General features: G+C 36.7%; 21 protein-coding genes, 1 tRNA gene and 2 rRNA genes. 2 read left to right on the top strand and 22 right to left on the bottom strand.

Annotation, left to right across the window (positions count from 1 at the left end; translation table 11 throughout):
* Positions 1 to 11: 11 nt before the first annotated feature.
* From fusA to EZV73_RS23080, 3 genes are all read right to left on the bottom strand, one after another.
* The gene (gene fusA, locus EZV73_RS23090; protein WP_240842813.1) at positions 12 to 2,087 is read right to left on the bottom strand and encodes an elongation factor G; all 2,076 of its coding nucleotides are present in this window, start codon (positions 2,085 to 2,087) and stop codon (positions 12 to 14) included.
* Positions 2,088 to 2,256: 169 nt separating this feature from the next.
* Positions 2,257 to 3,075, bottom strand: coding sequence for a hypothetical protein (locus EZV73_RS23085; protein WP_240842812.1), 819 nt, complete (start codon positions 3,073 to 3,075; stop codon positions 2,257 to 2,259).
* A gap of 90 nt (positions 3,076 to 3,165) precedes the next feature.
* Complete coding sequence (locus EZV73_RS23080; RefSeq protein ID WP_240842811.1) at positions 3,166 to 4,878, bottom strand: S-layer homology domain-containing protein; 1,713 nt, start codon at positions 4,876 to 4,878, stop codon at positions 3,166 to 3,168.
* Between the two features lie 170 nt (positions 4,879 to 5,048).
* Here EZV73_RS23080 and EZV73_RS23075 point away from each other — a divergent pair, with 170 nt between their 5' ends.
* Positions 5,049 to 5,990: an NAD(P)-dependent oxidoreductase gene (locus EZV73_RS23075; protein ID WP_240842810.1), complete on the top strand. Its 942-nt coding sequence runs from the start codon at positions 5,049 to 5,051 to the stop codon at positions 5,988 to 5,990.
* Positions 5,991 to 6,006: 16 nt separating this feature from the next.
* Here EZV73_RS23075 and EZV73_RS23070 read toward each other — a convergent pair whose 3' ends face one another.
* The 12 genes from EZV73_RS23070 to EZV73_RS23015 form a co-directional block, all read right to left on the bottom strand.
* Positions 6,007 to 6,426 carry an A24 family peptidase gene (locus EZV73_RS23070; RefSeq protein ID WP_240842809.1) on the bottom strand — a complete coding sequence of 140 codons (420 nt, stop codon included), beginning with the start codon at positions 6,424 to 6,426 and terminating at the stop codon, positions 6,007 to 6,009.
* A gap of 24 nt (positions 6,427 to 6,450) precedes the next feature.
* On the bottom strand, positions 6,451 to 6,777 hold the full coding sequence (locus EZV73_RS23065) for a DUF192 domain-containing protein (RefSeq protein ID WP_240842808.1): 327 nt from the start codon (positions 6,775 to 6,777) through the stop codon (positions 6,451 to 6,453).
* On the bottom strand, positions 6,777 to 7,682 hold the full coding sequence (locus EZV73_RS23060) for a type II secretion system F family protein (RefSeq protein WP_240842807.1): 906 nt from the start codon (positions 7,680 to 7,682) through the stop codon (positions 6,777 to 6,779). Before EZV73_RS23060 ends, EZV73_RS23065 begins: the two co-directional genes overlap by 1 nt.
* A gap of 12 nt (positions 7,683 to 7,694) precedes the next feature.
* Positions 7,695 to 8,642 (bottom strand): type II secretion system F family protein, encoded by a 948-nt coding sequence (locus EZV73_RS23055; protein WP_240842806.1) that lies wholly within the window; start codon positions 8,640 to 8,642, stop codon positions 7,695 to 7,697.
* Between the two features lie 10 nt (positions 8,643 to 8,652).
* On the bottom strand, positions 8,653 to 9,981 hold the full coding sequence (locus EZV73_RS23050) for a CpaF family protein (protein WP_240842805.1): 1,329 nt from the start codon (positions 9,979 to 9,981) through the stop codon (positions 8,653 to 8,655).
* A gap of 5 nt (positions 9,982 to 9,986) precedes the next feature.
* On the bottom strand, positions 9,987 to 11,126 hold the full coding sequence (locus EZV73_RS23045; protein WP_240842804.1) for a response regulator: 1,140 nt from the start codon (positions 11,124 to 11,126) through the stop codon (positions 9,987 to 9,989).
* 1 nt (position 11,127) lies between these two features.
* Positions 11,128 to 12,141 carry a Flp pilus assembly protein CpaB gene (cpaB, locus tag EZV73_RS23040; RefSeq protein ID WP_240842803.1) on the bottom strand — a complete coding sequence of 338 codons (1,014 nt, stop codon included), beginning with the start codon at positions 12,139 to 12,141 and terminating at the stop codon, positions 11,128 to 11,130.
* Between the two features lie 78 nt (positions 12,142 to 12,219).
* Positions 12,220 to 12,597: a TadE/TadG family type IV pilus assembly protein gene (locus EZV73_RS23035; protein WP_240842802.1), complete on the bottom strand. Its 378-nt coding sequence runs from the start codon at positions 12,595 to 12,597 to the stop codon at positions 12,220 to 12,222.
* 85 nt (positions 12,598 to 12,682) lie between these two features.
* Entirely contained in the window at positions 12,683 to 12,862 is a 180-nt protein-coding gene (locus EZV73_RS23030; protein WP_240842801.1) for a Flp family type IVb pilin, read from the bottom strand.
* A 194-nt stretch (positions 12,863 to 13,056) separates the two neighbouring features.
* The gene (locus EZV73_RS23025) at positions 13,057 to 13,707 is read right to left on the bottom strand and encodes a response regulator transcription factor (RefSeq protein ID WP_240842800.1); all 651 of its coding nucleotides are present in this window, start codon (positions 13,705 to 13,707) and stop codon (positions 13,057 to 13,059) included.
* Complete coding sequence (locus EZV73_RS23020) at positions 13,700 to 14,863, bottom strand: sensor histidine kinase (protein WP_240842799.1); 1,164 nt, start codon at positions 14,861 to 14,863, stop codon at positions 13,700 to 13,702. Before EZV73_RS23020 ends, EZV73_RS23025 begins: the two co-directional genes overlap by 8 nt.
* 170 nt (positions 14,864 to 15,033) lie before the next feature.
* Positions 15,034 to 16,002 carry a DUF523 and DUF1722 domain-containing protein gene (locus EZV73_RS23015; protein WP_240842798.1) on the bottom strand — a complete coding sequence of 323 codons (969 nt, stop codon included), beginning with the start codon at positions 16,000 to 16,002 and terminating at the stop codon, positions 15,034 to 15,036.
* Between the two features lie 101 nt (positions 16,003 to 16,103).
* On the opposite strand from EZV73_RS23015, the gene EZV73_RS23010 reads away from it, so the two are divergent.
* Complete coding sequence (locus tag EZV73_RS23010) at positions 16,104 to 16,604, top strand: hypothetical protein (RefSeq protein WP_240842797.1); 501 nt, start codon at positions 16,104 to 16,106, stop codon at positions 16,602 to 16,604.
* 40 nt (positions 16,605 to 16,644) lie between these two features.
* Here EZV73_RS23010 and nrdJ read toward each other — a convergent pair whose 3' ends face one another.
* The 7 genes from nrdJ to rrf (EZV73_RS22975) all read right to left on the bottom strand — a co-directional run bounded on the left by nrdJ (position 16,645) and on the right by rrf (EZV73_RS22975) (position 22,375).
* Positions 16,645 to 18,996: a ribonucleoside-triphosphate reductase, adenosylcobalamin-dependent gene (gene nrdJ, locus EZV73_RS23005; protein WP_240842796.1), complete on the bottom strand. Its 2,352-nt coding sequence runs from the start codon at positions 18,994 to 18,996 to the stop codon at positions 16,645 to 16,647.
* Positions 18,997 to 19,259: 263 nt separating this feature from the next.
* Positions 19,260 to 19,883 (bottom strand): PHP domain-containing protein, encoded by a 624-nt coding sequence (locus EZV73_RS23000; protein ID WP_240842795.1) that lies wholly within the window; start codon positions 19,881 to 19,883, stop codon positions 19,260 to 19,262.
* An 89-nt stretch (positions 19,884 to 19,972) separates the two neighbouring features.
* Entirely contained in the window at positions 19,973 to 21,208 is a 1,236-nt protein-coding gene (locus EZV73_RS22995; RefSeq protein WP_240842794.1) for an alkaline phosphatase family protein, read from the bottom strand.
* Positions 21,205 to 21,981: a hypothetical protein gene (locus EZV73_RS22990; RefSeq protein WP_240842793.1), complete on the bottom strand. Its 777-nt coding sequence runs from the start codon at positions 21,979 to 21,981 to the stop codon at positions 21,205 to 21,207. Before EZV73_RS22990 ends, EZV73_RS22995 begins: the two co-directional genes overlap by 4 nt.
* Before the next feature lie 74 nt (positions 21,982 to 22,055).
* A 5S ribosomal RNA gene (rrf, locus tag EZV73_RS22985) occupies positions 22,056 to 22,172 on the bottom strand.
* Between the two features lie 5 nt (positions 22,173 to 22,177).
* Positions 22,178 to 22,252 (bottom strand) — tRNA-Gln (locus EZV73_RS22980).
* 6 nt (positions 22,253 to 22,258) lie between these two features.
* Positions 22,259 to 22,375: ribosomal RNA gene (rrf, locus tag EZV73_RS22975) — 5S ribosomal RNA — on the bottom strand.
* Positions 22,376 to 22,580 lie beyond the last annotated feature (205 nt).

The following is a 22,580-nucleotide window of genomic DNA, read 5'->3' as shown; positions in this document are numbered from 1 at the left end:
GCGGCTTAATATTACTCTTCTTCAGTTACAGTTTGAATGATTTTATCTACCAGGTTAGAAGGTACTTCTTCATATCTTGTAAACTCCATATCAAACCATCCACGAGCATGTGTCATTGACTTAAGTTCAGTCGCATACTTAAACATCTCTGCTAGAGGTGCTTCAGCAACAACCTTTTGAAAACCTTTAACAACAGCAGCTTCCATACCAAGTACACGACCTCTTCTACGGTTCATATCACCCATGATATCACCCATGTAAGACTCTGGGATAAAGATATTTACAGCATAGATAGGCTCTAATAAAATCGGCTTCGCTTCTTGGATACCTTTTTTGAATGCAACACTTGCAGCCATCTTAAATGCCATCTCAGACGAGTCAACGGCATGGTAAGAACCATCTAGTAATGTCGCCTTGATATTCACAACAGGGAATCCAGCCAATACACCTTTTTCTATACAGTCATGTAAACCTTTTTCAACTGCAGGAATATAGTTTCTAGGTACAGAGCCACCAAAGATTTTCTCTTCAAATACAAACTCTTCTTCACAAGGTTCAAATTGAATGTGTACATCACCATATTGTCCAGAACCACCAGATTGTTTCTTATATTTACCTTGAACAGTTGCAGTACCTTTAATAGTTTCTCTATAAGCAATCTTTTGGTCTACAAGATCCACTTCAACGCTGAAGATATTCTTAAGTTTATTGGTAACAACGCCTAGTTGCATTGTACCTTGACCACCAATTAACAACTGCTTGGTTTCTTTATTTCTTTGAACAATGAAAGTTGGATCTTCTTCAACTAACTTATGAAGTGCTTGACCAATTTTTTCTTCATCACCTTTTGATTTAGGCTCAACTGCCATAAAGATACATGGTTTCGGATAGTTGATACCCTTGTATCTGATTGGGCTTGATTTATCACATAATGTATCACCTGTTTCAGTATGCTGTAATTTAGATGTCGCACCTATATCACCAGCTAATACTGCATCAACTTCTAATTGTTCTTTACCTCTTAATAGGAATACTGTACCGATTTTCTCTGTTTCATCCTTGGTTGCGTTAAGTACTTCCATATCCTTCTTAAATTTACCTGAGTAAACCTTAAACATAGAAATCTTACCAACAAACGGGTCAACCACTGTCTTGAAAACAAGTGCTGATAATGGTGCATTTTCATCCACTTCTCTAGAAACAGTCTCTTCAGATTCCGGATCAACACCTTCATAAATACCTTCATGCATATCATGCGGTGTAGGCATATAATCAAATACCATATCTAATAATGTATGTAGACCAACACGCTCTGTAGCAGAACCTACTAGTACAGGCACGATTTCATTAGAGATAACACCTTTTCTTAAACCTTCATGGATTTCTTCTGTTGTAAACTCTTCACCTTCAAAGTACTTTTCCATCAACTCTTCATCAGATTCAGCAACCGCTTCAATCAACAAGTCTCTGATAGGATTTACTCTAGCCATTAATTCTTCAGGTACTGCAGTTTCAACACAATCATCACCCTTGAACTCTTTAGCTACTAGATCAACAACGTTTACAAAACCTTTGAAATCAGGACCAATACCCCAAGGTACTGCAAAAGGCGCAACTTTCTTACCAAACTTTTCTTTTAGTTCACGAATGACCTTAACGTAATCGATATTTTCTTTATCCATTTTGTTGATAAAAAGCAATCTTGGCATTTTTCTATCTTCACAATATCTCCAAGCTTTCTCAGTACCAACCTCTATACCAGAAGAAGCATCTACCATTATCACTGCAGAACCTGCTACTCTTAACGATGAAAACGTTTCGCCAACAAAGTCAAAGTATCCCGGTGTGTCAATGATATTGTACTTAGAATTATTCCACTCTACTGGTATTACTGAAGTTCCAATTGAAAATCCTCTTTCCATCTCAGATTTATCATAATCAGAAACAGTTGTTCCATCTTCAACTCTACCCATACGCTTTGTTTGCTTTAAAGTGTATAAAATGGCCTCTGTTAGAGTTGTCTTTCCTGAACTACCATGTCCTAAAAGTGCTATGTTTCTTACATTGTCATATTTATAATTCTTCATGCTTCTTCCTCCTTGTGATTTTATTTATCGCACTTAGAGTTAATTCTTCATAAAGATAGAAAACTCCTTTTTATTTTGCGATATTTTTTCAATATTCTAAAAATTTAATAAATTTGCAGAGTCAATATGTAATTCGTACAAAAAAACTCGACAAAAAGTCGAGTTTATCTTATAAAATTCCTGACATCTTAGTCACTTCTAAGCCTTCTTTTTTCCACGCGTCAATAATAACGTTCAAGCCAATAGAATCGCTAGCCATATGGCCAGCAACGATGACATTGCCAATATTTTGCTCCTGTACTGCTTTTTTAACATCTTCAGGAATATGCATGCACACAATTGTACCTACGCCAGCTTCAAAGTAAGCCTTAAGAACATCTGCACCACCATTGGTGCCACCCGCCATTAAGACAGCAACTTCTCCAGCATAGTCCGTTTTTGCGCCCACACGAATAACAGGACCTGCGAGAGCATCCTTATATATAGGCATCTCATTAAGCGCATCAAGAACATCACCTAGCGTGCGCTTAGGTTGATCCTTAAGTGCTGTGTCCAAATGTTTCTGGACGATTTTTTCAGTTATTATATCTGCAGGTAAATGAATGTTTAAGTAAGGCATCTCTAATAGTCTTGCTGCCGATGCATGTCTATCATAGTTAGACACATGACCTGCAAGTTCTACTGACGCCTGCTTCTTTCGAAGCATCTTCTGCGCTTTATTAATCGGTACACCATAAGACACCATTTTATCAATTTGTACATCCATAACTTTCGAGAATTCCACTCTAGCGCCATCAGCCTTTGGATGGTGGCTGACTACACAGTCATACTCTAACTCTTTTGCAAGCAAAAGCTCAGGTGTTTCCATATCCACACCTATTAGAATCTTCATGAGATCTTCTCCAGGTACTTGAATGCCTGAATCAAAAGGTATTTTATCGAGTCCGGCTAACTCTAACGCGATGTCCATTAACTGTTTTGTATTCATTCATACCTCCACATCTGATTCTATTTTAACATGAAATGATTGGTTTGAGATAAAAAAAAAGAAAGTTTTAATAACTTTCTTTTCCTAACCTTACGGCATTGTGATTTTAACTGAGTTTCCAGGAACTTTCATATCATTGTAAACAGCCGTCACAGAAACATAATAAGTTTCTCCAGATTTAAACTGACCATCCATGTCACCACCACTATAGGATTGACCTGGTGCAATCACTTGTCTATGGCTTGTTAAATCAGTAATCCAATAAGCGTATCCATCACCTGGATAGATCGGTGCTGGATTGGATTTAGAAGCAACAATCTTATAACCTTGCAGGTTTAAAGTGCTCACTTGACCCCATTCAATAACCAGCTTGCCGTCGTTTACAACCGCTTCTACCTTAGGAGTTTTTTCAGCTATAGTAACTTCTTCTTCCTCTTGAGGTTCACCTGGCATAATAAACTTAACCGTATTACCAGCAATTTTACCTGAGTTATAAACCGCTGTTACACTGAAGTAATAAGTTTCGCCTGGTTTGAACTTACCAGACAAATCACCACCATGATAAGAGGTACCCGGTTCAATGTAATACGTTAAAGTATTTAAGTTAGTAATCCATGTAGCATAGCCATTTTCAGGATAGACTGGCGTCTCATCACTCATAGATGCAACAACCTTGTAGCCTTGAAGACCAACCGTGTCTATGGCCTGCCATTCAACAACTACACCATCACCGGCTTGCGATACTTTTACTTGAGGAATTTTACCTTCTACACTAATTGCAGCTGGCATTGTCTTCTTGACTACGTTACTCGTTACATAAGTATCACCCACTAAAGCAGTGATTGAGAAGTAGTAGGACTCACCTGATTTAAAGTTTGCAAAGTCACCACCATTGTAGCCATCTTTACTGTAAACAGTTGCAGAGTTCCCTTGAACATACTTGGCATTGCCGTTCTCAGGATAAGCAGGTGTTTCATCACTTAATGAAGCCACAACCTTATAACCCTTTGGCTCAGAAGCACCTGTATAGTCCCAGTATAATTTCAGACCACCCTCAACTTCTTTGATTTGAAGAGTCACATCTGTATCTTCAAAAACAACTTTTTCTTCATCGTCGTTAAATACTATTTTTTCTTCATTAATAACAGACATCAATAAGGCTGCCGCTTCAGCTCTTGTTAATGTGCCTTGTGGTTTTAAGTATTTCATTTCATTTTCAACTGAACCAGAGATCAGACCATGTTTGACTGCTGAAGCCATATAAGGTCTTAGGTTAGCAGATATACCGCCATCCCCTTTAACTACAGATGCAAAACCATCTTCATAATCATCTAATAATGGTAGCATAGTATCGTCTGCCGGTTTAGATAAGGCATTAACAAGAGCTACTGCCATGTCTTCTCTTACTGCATATTCCGTTGGCTTAAATACATAATCACCATTCTTTGTCCAGCCTGTCATATAAGGTTTAGCTGTTTCAATCCAGTCTGATGCCCAATAATCATCTGATACGTCTACAAATGATGATTTACTTTCTACAACCTCTAGTTTCAAGGCTTTAACCATCATGGTTGCAAACTCTTCACGTTTAACAGGATTCTGAGGTTTAAAGGTCCCATCAGGATACCCGCTAATAATATCATACTGACTCATCGTCATAACCGCATCATAAAACCAATCGTCTTCATTGACATCAGAAAAACCTGTCTCAGTTTTATCAACTGTCAAAGTTTCATCTGCAAATACTGAAAAACTAAAGAGCATTGTTAGTATCAGTATAAGCACCATACCTTTTCTAAACATGTTACCTCCTTCTTTCTATTGTAAAAAATTATAATCTCTTTAATCATTCTTATTATAACAACCTTCATAAGCTATATACCGTTCTCACCCGCTATTTAATCTTCCTTTAAAATAATGTCATATGCTTGTAATCTATGTCATAGACAGTATAATAAAAATTGGAGGTAGCTATGAAAATTGTAATAATGGAATCTTTAGGAATCAGTCAAGAGGACTTAAACAAACTGATTCAAAACACAAATCATGAATTTACTGTATACAATGAAAAAACATTTGATGATGAAGAACAGTTAGAGCGTGCAAAGGATGCAGACGCCTTAATCATTGCTAACACACCACTTTCGGCTTATGTCATCAACAAGTGTCCTAATCTTAAAATGATTTCGGTGGCTTTTGTCGGCGTTGACCATGTAGCCACCAAAGCTTGTAACGAAAGAAATATCTTGGTGTCAAATGCTGCTGAATACTGTACCTATGCCGTAGCTGAGCTGGCCATAGGACTGACGCTTTCTGTTTTAAGAAACATCCCAAGATGTGACCTGCGCACAAGAAAGAATCAAACAAAAGACGGCTTAATCGGTCACGAGCTTTACAAGAAAACATTTGGTATCATCGGTGCTGGTGCTATTGGTGCGGCCACAGCAAGAATTGCCAAAGCCTTTGGTTGTGACGTCATCTACCATAGCCGTACAAAAAAACCATCCCTAGAAGAGATGGGGATAAAATATGTTTCTTTTGAGGAAATATTAAAAACATCCGATATATTATCATTACATACACCTCTCACATCAAATACCAAGGGTATGATTGATAAAAAAGCCATTGATATGATGAAGACAAGTGCTGTCTTAATCAATACAGCTAGAGGCCCAATTGTTGATAATGCTTATTTAGCTGAAGCACTCAAAGCTGGTCGTTTAGCTGGCGCTGGTATCGATGTGTTCGACATCGAACCACCACTAGATAAGGATCCACTGTCAGAAATCGAAACAGCTGTACTGACACCTCATGTAGCTTATGCTACTAAGGAATCCATCTTCAGAAGGGCGCAAATTGTCTTTGATAACATAGAATCATGGTGTCAAGACAAGCCACAAAATGTTATGAATTAGAGCTTCGGCTCTTTTTTTATACAAAGAATGAAAGTACAGCACCTAAAACCAAGTAAGGTCCAAAGGCAATCATATCCTTTTTATTCACTTTCTTTAATGCAAGCAAAATCAAACTTACAACCCCACCAATCATAAATCCGAGTAAGAGTGCATTAAAGCCCTGTCTCAAACCGACAATCAATCCTATATTGAATATATACTTGACATCACCCATGCCAAAACCTTTGGTAGCTGCTGCCAAAATCAACATCAAACCACCCAAAAGTATCAAACCTAGTAGATGACTAAAGACATTTTCATAATCCAAAATGGTCACTAGGATACCAAATAGGAAAAGGATAATATTGATTTTATTAGGGATAATATGCTCCTTAAAATCAATATAAGAAATATAAATGCCTGTTATAACTATCACTAGTAATTGTATGGTTGCCATATGCCTCCTTCCATTTTCTGTATTTTAGCATATTTTCAACCGATCGCCAACTTCTACAAGATCAAAGACATTTTTTTGAGCCTCTACCGTATAAACAGCATCTTTAATCGGCTTGATGACTTTGTTTTTTTCTAAACCAATATACTTATCTATAACGGTCATACTTTCATCAAGAAACAAGACATCGATATCAAATTTCATAAAAAAAGTATGAATGCTGTTACAAGGCGATAAAACAATCCCCTCATAATGAGGTTTCTCATGAAACATATAGCCTCTTAAACGCTTGATAAAAGTGTCGGCTATATGAATATCCTTAACGAGTAAAACTTGATTCTTATACAAATCCATTAAAATACCTCAACAATCTTAATAATGGCTGGTCCTAATACAACCATAAAAATAGTTGGGAAAATGAATAAAATCAAAGGAAACAGAATCTTAACCGGTGCCTTCATAGCTTTTTCCCTTGCTGCTTGTTTACGCTTTTCACGTAGTTGTGCACCTTCAATACGAAGTATCTTACCTAAACTTACCCCTAGTTCATCTGCTTGTACAATACTGGACAAGATCATTGATAAGTCTTTATTTCCAACCCGTTCTCCCATATTTTTAAGAGCTTCTTTCTTTTCTATACCCATTCTCATCTCTTTTAAAGTCTGACCAAACTCATCTGATAAAGGACCAGAAATTGCACTTACAATCCTACCAATCGCACCATCTAAGGAAAGCCCCGCTTCTACTGAAACAGTAATCAAATCAAGTGTATATGGGATGGCTCTGACAATCTCCGTTGTTCTTCTAGTAATTCTTCTTGAAAGATAAAACCTGTAACTGACATGAACAATCAGTGCAGCCAATAATGCCATGACTAATGAAACAACAATATTTTCTGCTAGAATCATTGATCCAAGACCAACAAAGAAGGCAACCAAAAATGTAGTGACTGCTTTTCTTGCCACCCATCTTTCAGACGTAACATGCTTTAATACGCCAGCCTTTTCAAGCGTATCTCTGGTACGCTTGGACTTATAACCTGGAGATAGCTTTAAAAGGAAGCTACCTAAAGACTTAAAGATTAAAGCACCCACGGATTCACCATAATCTTCATCCAACTCCGTCCATCCTCTATCCAAGGATTCCATGGCACTTATTCTCTCGGTCATTTCAATTTTATTCTTGTTAAATGAAATCAAAACAAAGTATGCAAACAACATCATTGAGATAAAAAAGACTGATATAGTTACATATAACATACCCTCACCATCCTACACATCTATCTTGATAATTTTTCGTATAAACATGACACCAATAACTTCATTCATTAAGGCGCCTCCAAGAATCATCATACCAACCCTAGTCTGGAATAAAAGCATGATGTATTCTCTGTTTAAGAGATAAATCATACCACCTAAGAAAAAAGGAATCAGCATTACAATCATACCTGACATCTTTCCTTGTGCTGTTAAAGTCTTCATCTCATTAATAATTTTCTGTCGTTCTCTAATAGTTTCCGAAATATTTTCAAGTATTTCAGCCAAGTTACCACCAATATCTTTTTGAATCATAATCGCATTAACAACAAGTTTCATATCAGGAGAATTGACACGTCTTAGTAAATTGTTAAAGCCTACATCCATAGGGATACCAAAATTCAACTCCTTGAGAAGTATCTTTAGTTCTTCAGAAAAAACACCCTGAGTTTCACGTGCTGCAATCGATACAGCCTGCATAAAGGAATGACCTGCTTTTAAGGCATTTGCAATCAATATCAAGCCACCATTTAACTGGTCATTAAAATCATTGACACGATTCTTTATTCTTCTATTAATAAAGAATTTTGGTATATTCCAAATAAAAACAACGACGCCTGCTGTCACAACAAGATCCTGTCTTACAACCTGAGCTAAAAACCCCAAGGCAATCGAAAATAAGAGCCTGTAAATAAACAGTTCTTCTGCAGTTATAATCAGATTAGCACTGACAAGTTTATCTGCCATTTTATTGTTTTTACCTTTAGGAACCAAGCGCGAAAGGCCCCTCATAGGTGATTTTTTCTTTTTTTGTACAGTTTTCTTTTCTTCTATGACTCGTCTGGTAACATCTAAATCTTTGATCCTGTCGATATAACGTTCCTTTACAAACAGGCTCTCAAACAACCAGAAAATGAAAATTAAAATGAAGAAGAAGACAACTATAATTGCACCGAGTAACATAATAGCCTCCTTACTGGAAGATACTCTGTGGTAACTCTATACCATGATTCCTCAAATTCTTTAAAAATCTTGGTATAATACCTGTGAATTCAAAATCTCCAACAACTCGTCCTTTTGAATCTATTCCCTTTTGAACAAACTTGAAGATATCTTGAAGTATAATCACATCACCTTCCATACCAAGCACTTCAGTAATGTAGGTAATTCTTCTTGAACCATCTTGTAGACGCGACTGCTGAACAATCAAATCTACTGCTGATGAAACCTGGTCTCTTACTGCTCTAATCGGTAAGTTCATACCTGACATTAAAACCATGGTTTCCAATCTTGACAACATATCTCTTGGCGAGTTGGCATGGGCAGTTGTCAAAGAACCATCATGACCTGTGTTCATGGCCTGAAGCATATCAAGGGCTTCACCCGAACGCACCTCACCAACAACAATTCTATCAGGCCTCATACGCAAAGAGTTTTTAACAAGATCACGAATTGTAATCTCTCCCTTGCCTTCAATATTAGGCGGTCTCGTTTCTAACCTAACAATATGTGTCTGCAAGAGTTGCAACTCTGCCGCATCCTCAATGGTTACGATACGTTCATCTTCTGGTATAAAGGAAGATAAAACATTCAGTGTCGTTGTTTTACCTGAACCAGTACCACCGGATACAATAATATTTAAACGACCTTCTACACAAGCCCTCAAAAGTTCAGCCATCTTAGATGTTAATGTACCAAAACCGATAAGGTCATCCACCATAAATGGGTCTTCAGCAAACTTTCTAATGGTTAACGATGGTCCATCAATGGCCAAAGGCGGAATAATGGCATTTACACGGGAACCGTTTTTAAGTCTGGCATCTACCATTGGTGATGATTCATCAATACGTCTACCAATAGCTCCTACAATTTTTTTAATAACATGTAGTATATGATTGTTGTCCTTAAAAATGGCACTCTCTAGTGTCAACTTACCATCTCTTTCAACAAATATCTGCTTAGGTCCATTGACCATAATCTCTGTAACAGCTGAATCATTTAGAAAAGCTGTAATAGGTCCAAAACCGATAATTTCATTCAAGAGTTCTTCAGCAACTTTTCTTTTTTGCGCAGAAGTTAAGTTCAAAGATTCTTTTTCAATGTTTTTGGCAATAATCATTTGGATCTCTTGTTTAAGTTCGTCATTGTCTTCGGAGATCTCTGTAAAATCTATATCCAATTCACTGATTACTTTGTTTTGTATTTTCCCTTTCAATTCTGAAAATGGATCTTTACTATGATCAGATGTTTTTGCTGATTTACCACTTGTATTCACTTGTTCTAATCTCTGTTTTAATGACATCTATATCACCCCAACTGTTTACATAACTTTAATAACGATTTATAAAACTTCGTTCCCTTACCTTTAGAATCAAGTGCCAAAGCATGGCCTCTGTTAACAGACAGCCTGAGAGGCTTGACCTCTTCTTGAAGATAAAGGAGAATTTCTCTATTGAATACCTTCTCAATATCTTTCTTAGAGATACCAAATTTTTCACTGGCCTGGTTGACAATGATGTTAACCTTATCATCTTCATAATTCAAGGATTTCATTACACCTAAACCAAGTTTTGAATTCTTAATAGATGTCATCTCCATAGATGATACAAAGAATATTTTATCTGACACATCTAATGCATATAAAGTATGCTCATGGAAGTTAACCCCCGTATCCATGATGATGATGTCATAATGTTCTTTTGCCTTTCCAATAATCTTGCCTATTATATCTTTTGAAATATAATCTGCACCTTCTGGGCTAAGTGGTGCATATAAAATATCTAAATCACTGCAGTATTCATAAAAATATCCCGACATAGCTTCAAAGCTATCTACCATGCCATCGTCAACCATATCCAATACATTCTTTTCAGTATGTTTGTTGGTCATCAACGAAATATCACCAAAGTGTAAATCAAGATCAATCAAAAGAACTTTTTTCTTTAACTTACTAGCAAATATCACAGAAGTGTTTAAAGCCATTAAAGACTTACCTACACCACCCTTAAAGGAATAAAAGGTATAAATTTCTGCATCTTTAACGTCTTCTTTAGGAAGCGTTCTAGCTCTCTTTTGACCTCTCTCATGAGTTTTCTTAATCAGTTCAGTAACTTCCTCATGATTAATGGGTTTTAAGATATAACCTTTTGCACCAGCTTCCATAGCAGTTCTCAAATACTCAGTATCATTTTGAACGGACATGATAATAACATTGGCATCTGGATTAGCTGCCATAATTTCTTCTGTTGCCTCAAGGCCATTTTTCTTAGGCATATTGATGTCCATCAGGATAATGTCCGGTTGAAGTTTTTTGACCATCTTAAGAACTTCTTCGCCATCACCTGCTTCTCCTACCACCTCAAAAGTTTCATCCTCGAGCATGATAACCTGTTTCAATAAGTTCCTTGTCTCCTCAATATCATCTGCAATCAAAATTCTAATACTCATATCATTCACCTCTATTTTCGAGGACAGGCACCCGAATACCCATACCAGCACTTATTATGTTTTCATCTTTAATGTTATTAACTTGCTGTAGTAAAATATAGTTTTCTTCCGTTCCGTAGAATAACAGGCTGATTTCTCTAAGAGTATCACCGTACTCAACCGTATAATAAACATATTTATCATACTTAACTTCATTTGGATCTATAATAACTTCACCAACTGAGTTTACCTCATAGTTAGGGAACATATCTTTCAATCTATCAAAATCATCTAGTAGTAATTCTTGCCAAATCACACCTTCAGTTGTATAAGCAAAATCACCTTCTAATGGTCTTAATACTAGATCTATAAGACCTACATCTTTAGCCAAAACCAGCTTTTCAACTTCAAATACAGGGACTGCAAGAGTTGCAATATAATATTGAGTTGAAGCAGTGTCTACAGCTACCTCTTCTAACTCGGATTCGACTTCTTGGGTCAAATCTTGATCAACTGCCAGCACTTCGACATTCTGTAAAATTATTTTTGCTATATCTGGTCTAACAACCACCTGTTGCTCCGTTAACTTCGGCAGATAAACCACAACATCTACATAGTCACCTGGTTTTACCAAATTGGCTATACCAGAATTACCACTGATACCTAAGGAAACAGCCCTCATATTACCAGATATCTTTAAACTTAAGTCTGATTCTAAAGTCACATCAATGCTATCTTTATGGAATCTAGACTCTGCATATATTTTAGTCAGTACATATTTACCGATTATATCTTCTTTCCTATTATAGAAACTCTCTGTTTCTGGATTGTAAGTAACCTCAATTTCTTTAATCATGGTTTCATCAATCTTCAATCTTGCTGGAATATCCTGAGTTGCCACAAGAACTACAAAAGTTTCCTCTTCTTCAACATCTACACTTGTATCTAAACTCTCTAAGTACATATAAACTCCAGCAGAAGCTAAAAGAGCAAATATAATAGCTAGAATAAACAATCGTCTTCTTAATTTCTTCATCAGCTCACCTCAATTATCATTTGTTCATTTCCAATTAACCTTTAGTAATCGGCTTTCAACCTATCAACCTAAGGCGATTTATTCTACTCGCATTACAGTTTGTGCTTCTAAATCAATTAAAGGACTCAAAAAAGAGGACATAATTGGTGTGATAATCTCATAATCATACTCGATTGTTACATTGATCATATCGCCACTATTTCTATTGCCCGGGGAAATTGAAATACTGATTCTGTCCGCATCCAAGTTAGGAGCAGCCTCTAAAACTCTTTGAGAGATTTCTGCATTGGTTGCCCCAACACTACCTAGTCTGGCACCCTCTCTCGAAGCATTGCTTACTGTAATATATGTATTAAACATAAAACCAAATTCAATAATCGCCATGAGTATCAAGATTAGAATAGGAATCAGTAAAGCGAATTCCACCAATGATTGACCTTTTTCATTTTTCCACATGATGTACTCCTTTCTGATCCTAAAAGTAAAAATACTCTAACCATCCTAATGATTAGAGTATTAGCATGTCATGCAATTGTAATTCTTAAGCACCTGTTAAACTATCAACGATTTCTTGGAACTGATCAGCGATTGCTGGTCCTAATAATACCAATACTGCGATAACTGCGATTACTACTAAACCAATGATTAAAGCATACTCAACCATACCTTGACCATCTTCCTTCTTAAAGCTTAATAAAAAATTATACATCATCATTAACATAATATTTCCTCCTTATATGTATATCCCAAAACTTAATGTTCCTTGTTATGTACTAATCATATCTTAATAAATTGTAAAGTAATAGGTCACATTGTCCCTACTTTTTGCCCCAAAGTACCTTTCTACAGGTACCACGGTACCGATTTCGACTATTATTTTCCATTTGTACATAAAAATAAAAGCCCGAAGGCTTTTTAGATGTATTGATCAATATGATGGGTCACCCCATATATAGCAGCATGAACACGGTCCTTGAAGTCCATTTTCTTTAGAATACGAGATACATTATTCTTAACGGTACTTTCAGATATAAATAGCTCATCTGCTATTTCTTTGTTATTAAGTCCCTTTGAAACATAAAAAAGGATTTGAAGTTCACGTTTAGACAGGTCTTTAAAGACCGATTGATCTTTTGGATCCTTGTACTTATTAAACATCATCTCCATCAGAGATTTGTCTAAATACTTTTTACCTTCATGTACGCTGTGGATGGCTTCTACAATTTCTGCTGTCGTCGACTCCTTGACAACATAACCATCAGCACCAGACTCAATGGCCTGGTTAATGATATCCGCACCTCTTTCAATGGTCAGCATAATAATCTTTATATCACTGCCCTTCTTTCTTAAAGCACGTAATATTTCTAAACCACTGTGGCCCGGCATACTCATATCTAGTAAAAGAACATCAGGTTTTAAGAAGTCCACTTTGTTGATTACATCATTGCCATCAATGGATTCAGCAACTATACTAATATCCTCTTCATAGCTTAAGACACGTTTGATGCCTTCCCTGATGATTTCATAATCATCAGCGATCATAACTCTAATTACATTATCACTCATCTAAAATCACCTCTCGGTTGATCGGTAACTTAATGTTAAATATAGTGCCTAACTCTGACGACTCCACATTAAACTCCCCTTGCAGTTGATCTACTCTTTCCATTATACCAATCAGACCATATGATTTTTTCTGTGCACGCACCCGTCTAAGGGTATCATCCACATCAAAACCGATACCATCATCACTGATTGTTAATCTCATATATTTTGTGCCATACTCCGTTTTAATCATTATATTTCTAGCTTTTGCATGCTTTTTAATGTTATTTAGAATCTCTTGGGTGATTCTAAAAATGGCTACTTGAATAATTTTTTCTACTTTAGAAGGCAACTTGGCAAGTTGATACTCTACACGAATGTCTTCCTTATCTAAAGTTGTTGTTACATTCATCTCTATGGTCTTATTCAGGCCTAAATCATCTAAAGCCATCGGACGTAAATTGTAAATGATTTCTCTTACCTCTCTTAAAGCTTCACGACTGGCTTCACGAAGCTCAGAAAGAGATGCTAGGCCATCTTGAATATTCTTTCTGGCAATCTTTTCACACAAATCTGCCTTCATCACAATATTAGCGACGCGCTGGGCAGGACCATCATGAATATCTCTTGATATTCTTTGACGCTCATTCTCCTGGGCTTCAAGTATTCTAACGCCAAGCATCATGTCAGAACCAAAGTTTGCCTCTTCTAAAGCTTCAAGGATTTCACCTTTCAGATAAGAAGATGCAACAGAAACTTGATGAACTACTTGTTCAGCATTATGAATGTTACTAAGAGCAGCTTTGATGTCTAACTCAATCTGAGTCCTTTGTTCCTTTAGAGCCTTTTCTTTGGACTGAGCAACTTTTAAATCAATACGAATTTCAGTTGCCTTTTCATAAGCCTGCTTGATATCTGCTTCAGTATTGGATCTGAAGTTCTTTGACACGGTTGCCAAGTTCTTTCTGGCAAGTTTGTCTTTTATTTCTAGAGTATCAACCATTTGAATGGCTTCCTCAGTTTCCGCCTTTAGATTTTCTAAACGCAGCACAAGCTTTTCGTAATTTAATCTGGCTTCAGTCACCAAATCCAATATTTTATTTCGACTATGATCAATGCTCTCAATAACATTGTCAAAAATCTCATTTACATTTTTTATATTAATTTCTTTTCCCATAACATCACCTTTAATAATGTATACCCCAAAACTGAAGTCCTATACCACAAAATAAAGTCTAGATTCCCATAAATTTATCTTCACTTCTTATTATATGTTCAATAGTATCATACATAACAATCAAACTTAACTAAAATTATCAAAGTCAACTTTATAGAATTACACCAAATCTACTTGATCCCCTTGCCTGAATCAGTCACATCTAGTATCTCTCTAGGGTAGGGGTTAAAGATGACTTGGTCTTTTAGATAGGTCTCATCAAAACGGATGACCCATACATAGATCAAAGAAAGCGGAACACTAAAAGGTACTTTCATATCCTTGTACTGGTCAAGCATCTCTAAAAAAAAGGCTTTTTCTTGACTCGAAAGTTCTTTTTTAAAGTAACCAAAAAGATGCATGAGCATGTTAATGTTAGTACCTCTTTTAAGGGGGTGTATCAGGGCCTTTTTTAGAAGGCCCTCATATGTCTTGATGACATCGGAAATCGGACAATGTGCTTGGTTGGCAACTATTTTACCAAGGTCCTTTTGATACTTTTGGTGATAAGCCATCAAAAGATACTTATGATTACGATGAAAATCAATCAAATCTTTCATGGTTTCTTTTTCTTTAACATCATCATACCTAGACAAGGTAAAGATGCTGGTTAGAAAATGATCTCTTATAGAGTAATTGCTTAAACGCCCCTCATCTTCTATCGGCATATAAACATACTTGTTAGAAACATGTCTAGAAAAGAAACCACTTGTTTTCTCGTCAATGGACATGGACTTACCAAAAGACTTATAGACTTTTACATCTTTAATCCCACAAGTCGGCGACTTGTTTTTCAGTATAAAACCATGCCAGTTTTGGTCGTCTAACTTCTGAACAAACTCTCTTGAAAAGTCATTCATCCTTTCAGTCACATCACCACCAGACAGGGAATGAACCAGTCTATAATCAGCGTCCGACTTGATGACTCTTATGGCCTCTCGTGGTACACCTAGGCCAATCTCAACTTCTGGACACACAGTCACAATATCAACATACTCTTTGATCCTTTTTATAAAAGGACTGGCAATCTGACCACCGTCATATCGGCAGTGACCGTGTTCTAAACATTTACTAATCAATATTCTAGGTTTCTTATTCATAAAAGCCTCCACCTTAATTTTACCCTATTATGCTTCATTCATTCACACAATCATTCAGCCTGAGTCTTATGTTATACTTAGATAGAAAGAAGGTGTTTATCTTGAAGAAGATTACTATCAAGGATAAGATGCAAGAAGGGCATTACTATCTTACAGAGCCTATGGGACAAAACTTCCATGAAGAATTTAAGCCAGAATTAACACCAAAAGAAATGTTGAAGTTAGGCGTTTTCGGCGGTAAGTACCTAACAGACTGCCAAGATGAGTTTCCTAGTGATTGGTTTGACCATGCCAAACTGTCTCCTAATAAGAAAGATGTTACATTAAATTATTATCAAGTAGATGCTTCTTTGCCCCTAAGCCATTGGCAAATGAAAGGCTGGCTACATCCAGACGATCCTCGTGGTTGGTTTCAATGGTACTGCAGGTATTATTACGGTAGGAGATTGCCTGTTGAAGATTTAAGGCAAATCAAAAGATGGAAGGCCATGAAAAGACACATTGGTGCCATTAAAAAGAATTGTTTTCCATTGGATCTTTCCTGTCGTACAAAACAAAGACAAGCCCTTTTACACTGGGCTTACGATTCAAGAAATATGTAAAAAAAAGCGCAATAGCCATAACTATTGCGCTTTCATATTATTATCTAACTGGACAAGCTCCAGATTCACAGCCTTCTGAACCGATATCAAATACGATTTCTTCCTTTTCGTACTTGCTGATCAATGAAGGTCTGAAAGTCTTCATGCTCTCAAGTCTCTTAGTGTATTCATCTTCATCAATTGATTCATATGGTAATAACTCATAGAAAGAATCGTCAAGTGATAAGAAAGATACAGCCATCACTTCATCCCAGTGTTGCCATACCCACTCTTCTACAGCATCCCATTCGTCGTTACGAACATGAACTGTAATTGAGCAGTTATGATCTACGTAGTTTTCCATAAACATCTTGTAGTTTTCAAGCTGTTCAATGGCAGAAACATCATACTTAGTTCTTCCTTCTGGTGCCTTAACAGGGAACTCCACAACTTTCGTTGAACACGTCTCCCATTCCTGACCTACCTCAGGGAATACTGGATAACCTAATTCCTCACATACTTTTACAAGTGGATCGTCAGCATTGATTCTAACTCTTCTTATGTAATAAGGTGAATGTGAATAGTGTACACCACTTGAAACTGTTGGTAACTGAGATAAAGTACCTTCAGGTTTAACAGTTGTTACAAGAAGTGGTACATTCTTACCAAGCTCTAAAGCATACATTTCTGCTTCTTTGTTGGCAACTTCACGTAGTTTCTTTAATAAGACAGCCTGCTCTGTTCTAGTTAACTTTGTTGCATTAACCATGTCTTGCCATCCAGTTAAAGAACAACCAATAAGCTTGTCATTTTGCTGAACTGCATCCCAAAGTGGTAACTCTAATTCAACGCAAGTCATTCTGTAACCTGCTCTAGCAGACAATCTTTGTGCTCTTAACAAACCTTTTTCATCAAGTGTGCCATCGTCATTAACGAAGGCAAATACGTTGATGGTAGTCAGGTTACATAACCCCTTGTTATCAAGTAAGATTTCACCACATGGGTTAACACCATTAAAGTTTGGTCTTCTCTTGTTACCAGCTTCCGCATTAACCCAAGCAGGTTCACCCGAATAACGCATACGCTCAATTTGCCAGTGTAATCTCTCGCGAGATGGCTTCTCTAAATAGTAAATAGAGTTGTTAGACATTTGTCTATGGATAATTTCTTTATCCACAACCCATTGACCATCCACTTGCTTGTAAAGGCCAGACTTAGCTTCAATAGCTTCGTTGTCATCAGCATCTAATAAGATGATTTCAGCAGTTCTTCTTACACCACCAACAACCACATTCTCACCGATGATATTAGCAATATCTAAACAGTCGATTGGACGTAATTTGATTTTCTTACCAGGATTTAAAAGACTCGCTTTTTTGATAGTCTTGTAAATCTTTTCAAACATATCTTTTAAACTCTTATGACCTGAAGCTGTACCACCAAATGTCTTAAGTTTTTCACCCTTTGGTCTTACATGGTCATAGTCGATGATGATTGATGTAATGTTTCTATATTCATTGCTTGAAATCAACTTCATGAACGAGTCTAAAGATTGTACCCAACCCTCTTTAGAGTCACCAATTGTGATTTTAGCAGTATGATTGTAGAAGAACTCTAAACTTGTATTGTCTTCTCTCTCATCTGGATGCATTGCAGAATAATCTTTATGTATAACCTCGAAGTCCGTTCTGATTTTAGGAATCTTTTTAACGTCTTCTTTAAGAATTCTAATACCAACACCTGAACCAATCATCAATAGGTAGAAGACATCTCTAAATGATGCTATGCTATCAACGATTTGGAATGAACAGTTGTAGTTTGCCATTGGATAGTATTTAGCAACATCTGTGTTACCTACCCAGAAAGTTCTTCCTGATAAGAACTGACGAAGGTGGAAGATGTTATCAAATAATTCTTCTGCTTCACTTCTAGTCGCATTCACAAGTGAACAGTTGTACTCGACAGCTCTTCTAACAGTTTCCCACCAATGCTCACGACGTTTTTCTTCTGGCAACCAACGAGAGTATGTACGGTAGTAAACAAAGTTACCCAATTGTCTCATTGGAGAAGGTAAATGCTTGTACTTACTGATAAAAGCATCTGTTAGTAAACGATCGTCTTTCTTTCTCACTTCACGTGTCTTATCACGCTCACTTCTGTAGATGATGTATCTCTTCGCAGCATCTTTTCTCGAAGATCTCATCAATTCGATTTCAACAATGTCCTGAATTTCATCAACCGTTAAATCATGTGGACTGTCCTGAATCTGCTGATCAACACTTGCACCAATGCTTGTGCATATCTCTTCATCCACGCCTCTTTCAGTTTCGTACATTGCATTACGAATCGCAGTCAAGATTTTAGCATTGTTGTACTCTACAATCTTGCCGTTTCTTTTTATAACCCTTGCCATTTTAAAAAGCCCCCTATTATTGATATACTACAAAGCACATGTTGTGCTTTTATTTATTTGTTCTATAGACTTTCTTACTATATATAGTGCTATCATCTCTTCAACACACTATATATTGTATCACCAAATGTTCAGTCCGACAATGCAAATCACCAAGAATTTTCGACCTTATGGTCTCTCTATAAAGAGAAAATCCATCAAGGCATGTAATAGCAAGGGGACCCAGTAAAAAATTAAAATAAAAAAAATTAGAGACATGGTCTCTAAGCTAACTTTTGATATTCAGTTACCAAACCAGTTAAAGATACCGGTCTGAAATTTTTCCTTTTAATAGCTTCAATAAAATCATTTTCATTAGAAATAATCCCATCAAACTCTGTGGCATAATTACCAACTTCACCAAGAGAATGGGCATCACTGCCACCAGTGACTGGCATCCCCTTTAAACGCGCAACTTCTAAGGCCTTCTGATTAGAATAAGTATCTGTTCTACCATTAAAAGCTTCTATGGCATCTAAATCTAAAGTCATGATTAAATCTTTCAAACCACGATTATTGTGCCTATATGGATGTGCTGCTATACAAACGCCACCTCTTTTATGAACATAGTCTATGGTTTCTTTTGCACTCATACGTATTTCAGGCATTTCATCTATGCCAAAGCATAGTAAATCGCCGTCTAGGGTATAGATTTCTACACCAACGATAACCGGCATGTCATACTTTCTAGATAAGTCCTCTGCGTGAGCTCTCAGTCCTAAATCATCATGATCTGTGATACATATGCCGTCTAAGCCAACTGCTTTGGCATCTCTGATGACTTCTTCCATATTTATTTTACTATCGGCTGAATGCGCCTCTTGATGTATGTGTAAGTCAAAAATCATAAGCTCTCCTTACACACTATGGTACAAGGCGAGCCTGCAAAAGTACAATTGTTTTTATCGATAGAATCCATTCTTAGTATCAAGAAAATCTATAGAAGTCTTTTTTCATCATTTACAATATAGTTTTTCTTAGACGATCCCTGCTTTAAATGATACAAACAGCCTCGGTCCGTTGCATTGATAACGTAATTCATCAAATCACTGTTTTTAAGTCTAATCGACCCCTGACTGCACGAGACTTCATCAAATGACCTTACATGGTCTATACGGATGTAGTCACCACTTGCCATAAAAGCAACGGACTCACCTGAGTGAATGTTGCTACCAGCGCATGGCGTAGAGTGATCCGAAGTTACAACCAAAAGACCTTCAAAGTCCACAAGCTTCTGGATTTTTCCATCAAGGTCCTCTAGGACCTGAACCTTTAGTTCAGGACTTTTCTTATGTGAAGCTGTATCTGGATCTTTGGTATGCAAATGAACATAATCGTAATCACACTCTAAAGCGTATTCTAAACCTTCTTCAAAGGATTCATAGTGGAAATAATCCATACCTATATAAGATGCCAATCCTCTTAAAAGCTTTGAATTACCTATTAGTAAAGCTGTCATACCATTTCTTTTCTTAAAAGGTTCTACTCTTTTGTAGATACCAGCCCATTTTGTCAGGATCATATTTCCCGGGACATGTCTTGATATATTGACCCTATGTTTGGATAAAACGTCATAGCTATATTTTAAATACGTATTGATTGCATCAGAAAGTTTCTTACTGGCGTCTGAATCATCTTCAAAGGGCTCAACCGCCATGGCATACTTACCTGGTCTGAAAGGATCGCTGTCAGAAACGTGATCTGTCAAGTCACTTCCCCTAACGACAATAAAGCCATGACTGTCATAGGAATGGACAAAGTCAAAATCATAACCATCTATACTTGTCTTTAAAACGGGGCTTAAGTCTTCAATCTCCTCATCTGACAGCTGAGGTGTAAAGCGGTGCAAAAGCTTATAACCCTCATCGTATTCTACTGTAGCTATAGAACACCTTAAGTAGAGTGCTTCTTTATCTATAGTAAGTTCTTCGCCTACAGCATCAATAATAGACCTGCTTGGATACTCGGAAACTTTGTAATTAAACATTAAAAAATGAGCTAAATCCGTCCCAAGGGCAATACCTTCACTTAAAGGTGTCATCAAACCACACTGGCCCTTAGATGCAATTTTATCTAGATTAGGCAGATTGGCATATTGAAGTGGGGTTTGACCTTCAAGTTCCTTATAGCTTCTATCTGAAGCACCATCTAAGAGTAAATTGATACATTTCATAGGATTTCCTTTATGCTAGCTTCTAATGATTTGATTGAGATATTACCTAAAACATATTCACCTGCTAATAAGCCTACTTTTTCTATATAATGACTTAAAAAATCATCTAATTGGTCTTTTTTATAAAGCGCTTTACCTTCTGTGTTTCTATAGTTACCACTTAGGACGCATTTAGGATGTGCTTTTCCTTCATCCCACTCCCAGCCGATCAGTCTTTCTACTTCATCGCCTTCAGCCATATTTTCTATTGGCATGATTAAGTCATAACCTAAACCTGCCATCACTTTTCTATAAGCACTCAGTACTTCAGGCAACTGATTAACTTTAACACGACCATCATGCGAAGCACGTTCACCTGATATAATTCTCTTAGAAAACATGTCAGCAAACTTTAACTTCGTTAAATGAAAGTACAGGTGACAACCTATACAAGGATTATAAAAGCCAAATCTATTCACAAGTTCTGTTGCGAAACGACCATTTAACAAATGCCAGAACTTTTGGTCACTGTATTCAACAAGATCATAAACAATTTTGTCATAACCATATCTTAAACGTACTTGTTCCTTTAACATTAGATAATTTTCATATAAGACATCAAAATCACCATACTCAGTTCCTGCAAAAGTGGCAATGGGTAATATGTAATTAACATCATCTGATTCAAATGCTTTCATTATAGCTGCTACGCTGTCTCTACCAGAGAATTCTCCAATCACTGTATCTGACGAATATATTTTTTCATCTATTTCATTTATTGCTTTGGTAATCATAATAACCTCCTGTTTATATTATTATATCCAAAAAACAAAAAAATAAAAAAGATAGTTTTAAAAACTATCTTTGAAACAAGCGACGTCTTACTTTCCCAGGTCGTCTCCAACCAAGTATCATCAGCTCTATGAAACTTAACTTCTGTGTTCGGGATGGGAACAGGTGTAGCCTTCATGATATTGTCACTTGATAAAATGGCTGGGGATACAGGATTCGAACCTGTGCATAGTGGAGTCAAAGTCCAGTGCCTTACCGCTTGGCGAATCCCCAATAAAAAACCAGCGACGTCTTACTTTCCCAGGTCGTCTCCAACCAAGTATCATCAGCTCTACGAAACTTAACTTCTGTGTTCGGGATGGGAACAGGTGTAGCCTTCGCGATATTGTCACTGGATATTTAATACTTTAATATAGTATCAAATTCATCAAATGCTGTCAAGCATTTTTTAAGAGATATTCTCTGAAGATTGCATATATGAATTTCAAGCTTTACAATTCTCTTTCGCTAATCACTTGCGTGATATCGCTCATACGACTTCGCTTACGCTACGCCGTTATTTGGTCAAGTCCTCGACCTATTAGTATCTATCACCTAAACA

It is taken from the genome of Acidaminobacter sp. JC074, assembly GCF_022496765.1.
Lineage (GTDB): Bacteria > Bacillota > Clostridia > Peptostreptococcales > Acidaminobacteraceae > JABXKX01.
Note: the sequence above shows the minus strand (reverse complement) of the source record. Positions and strands in the feature narration are given on the sequence as shown.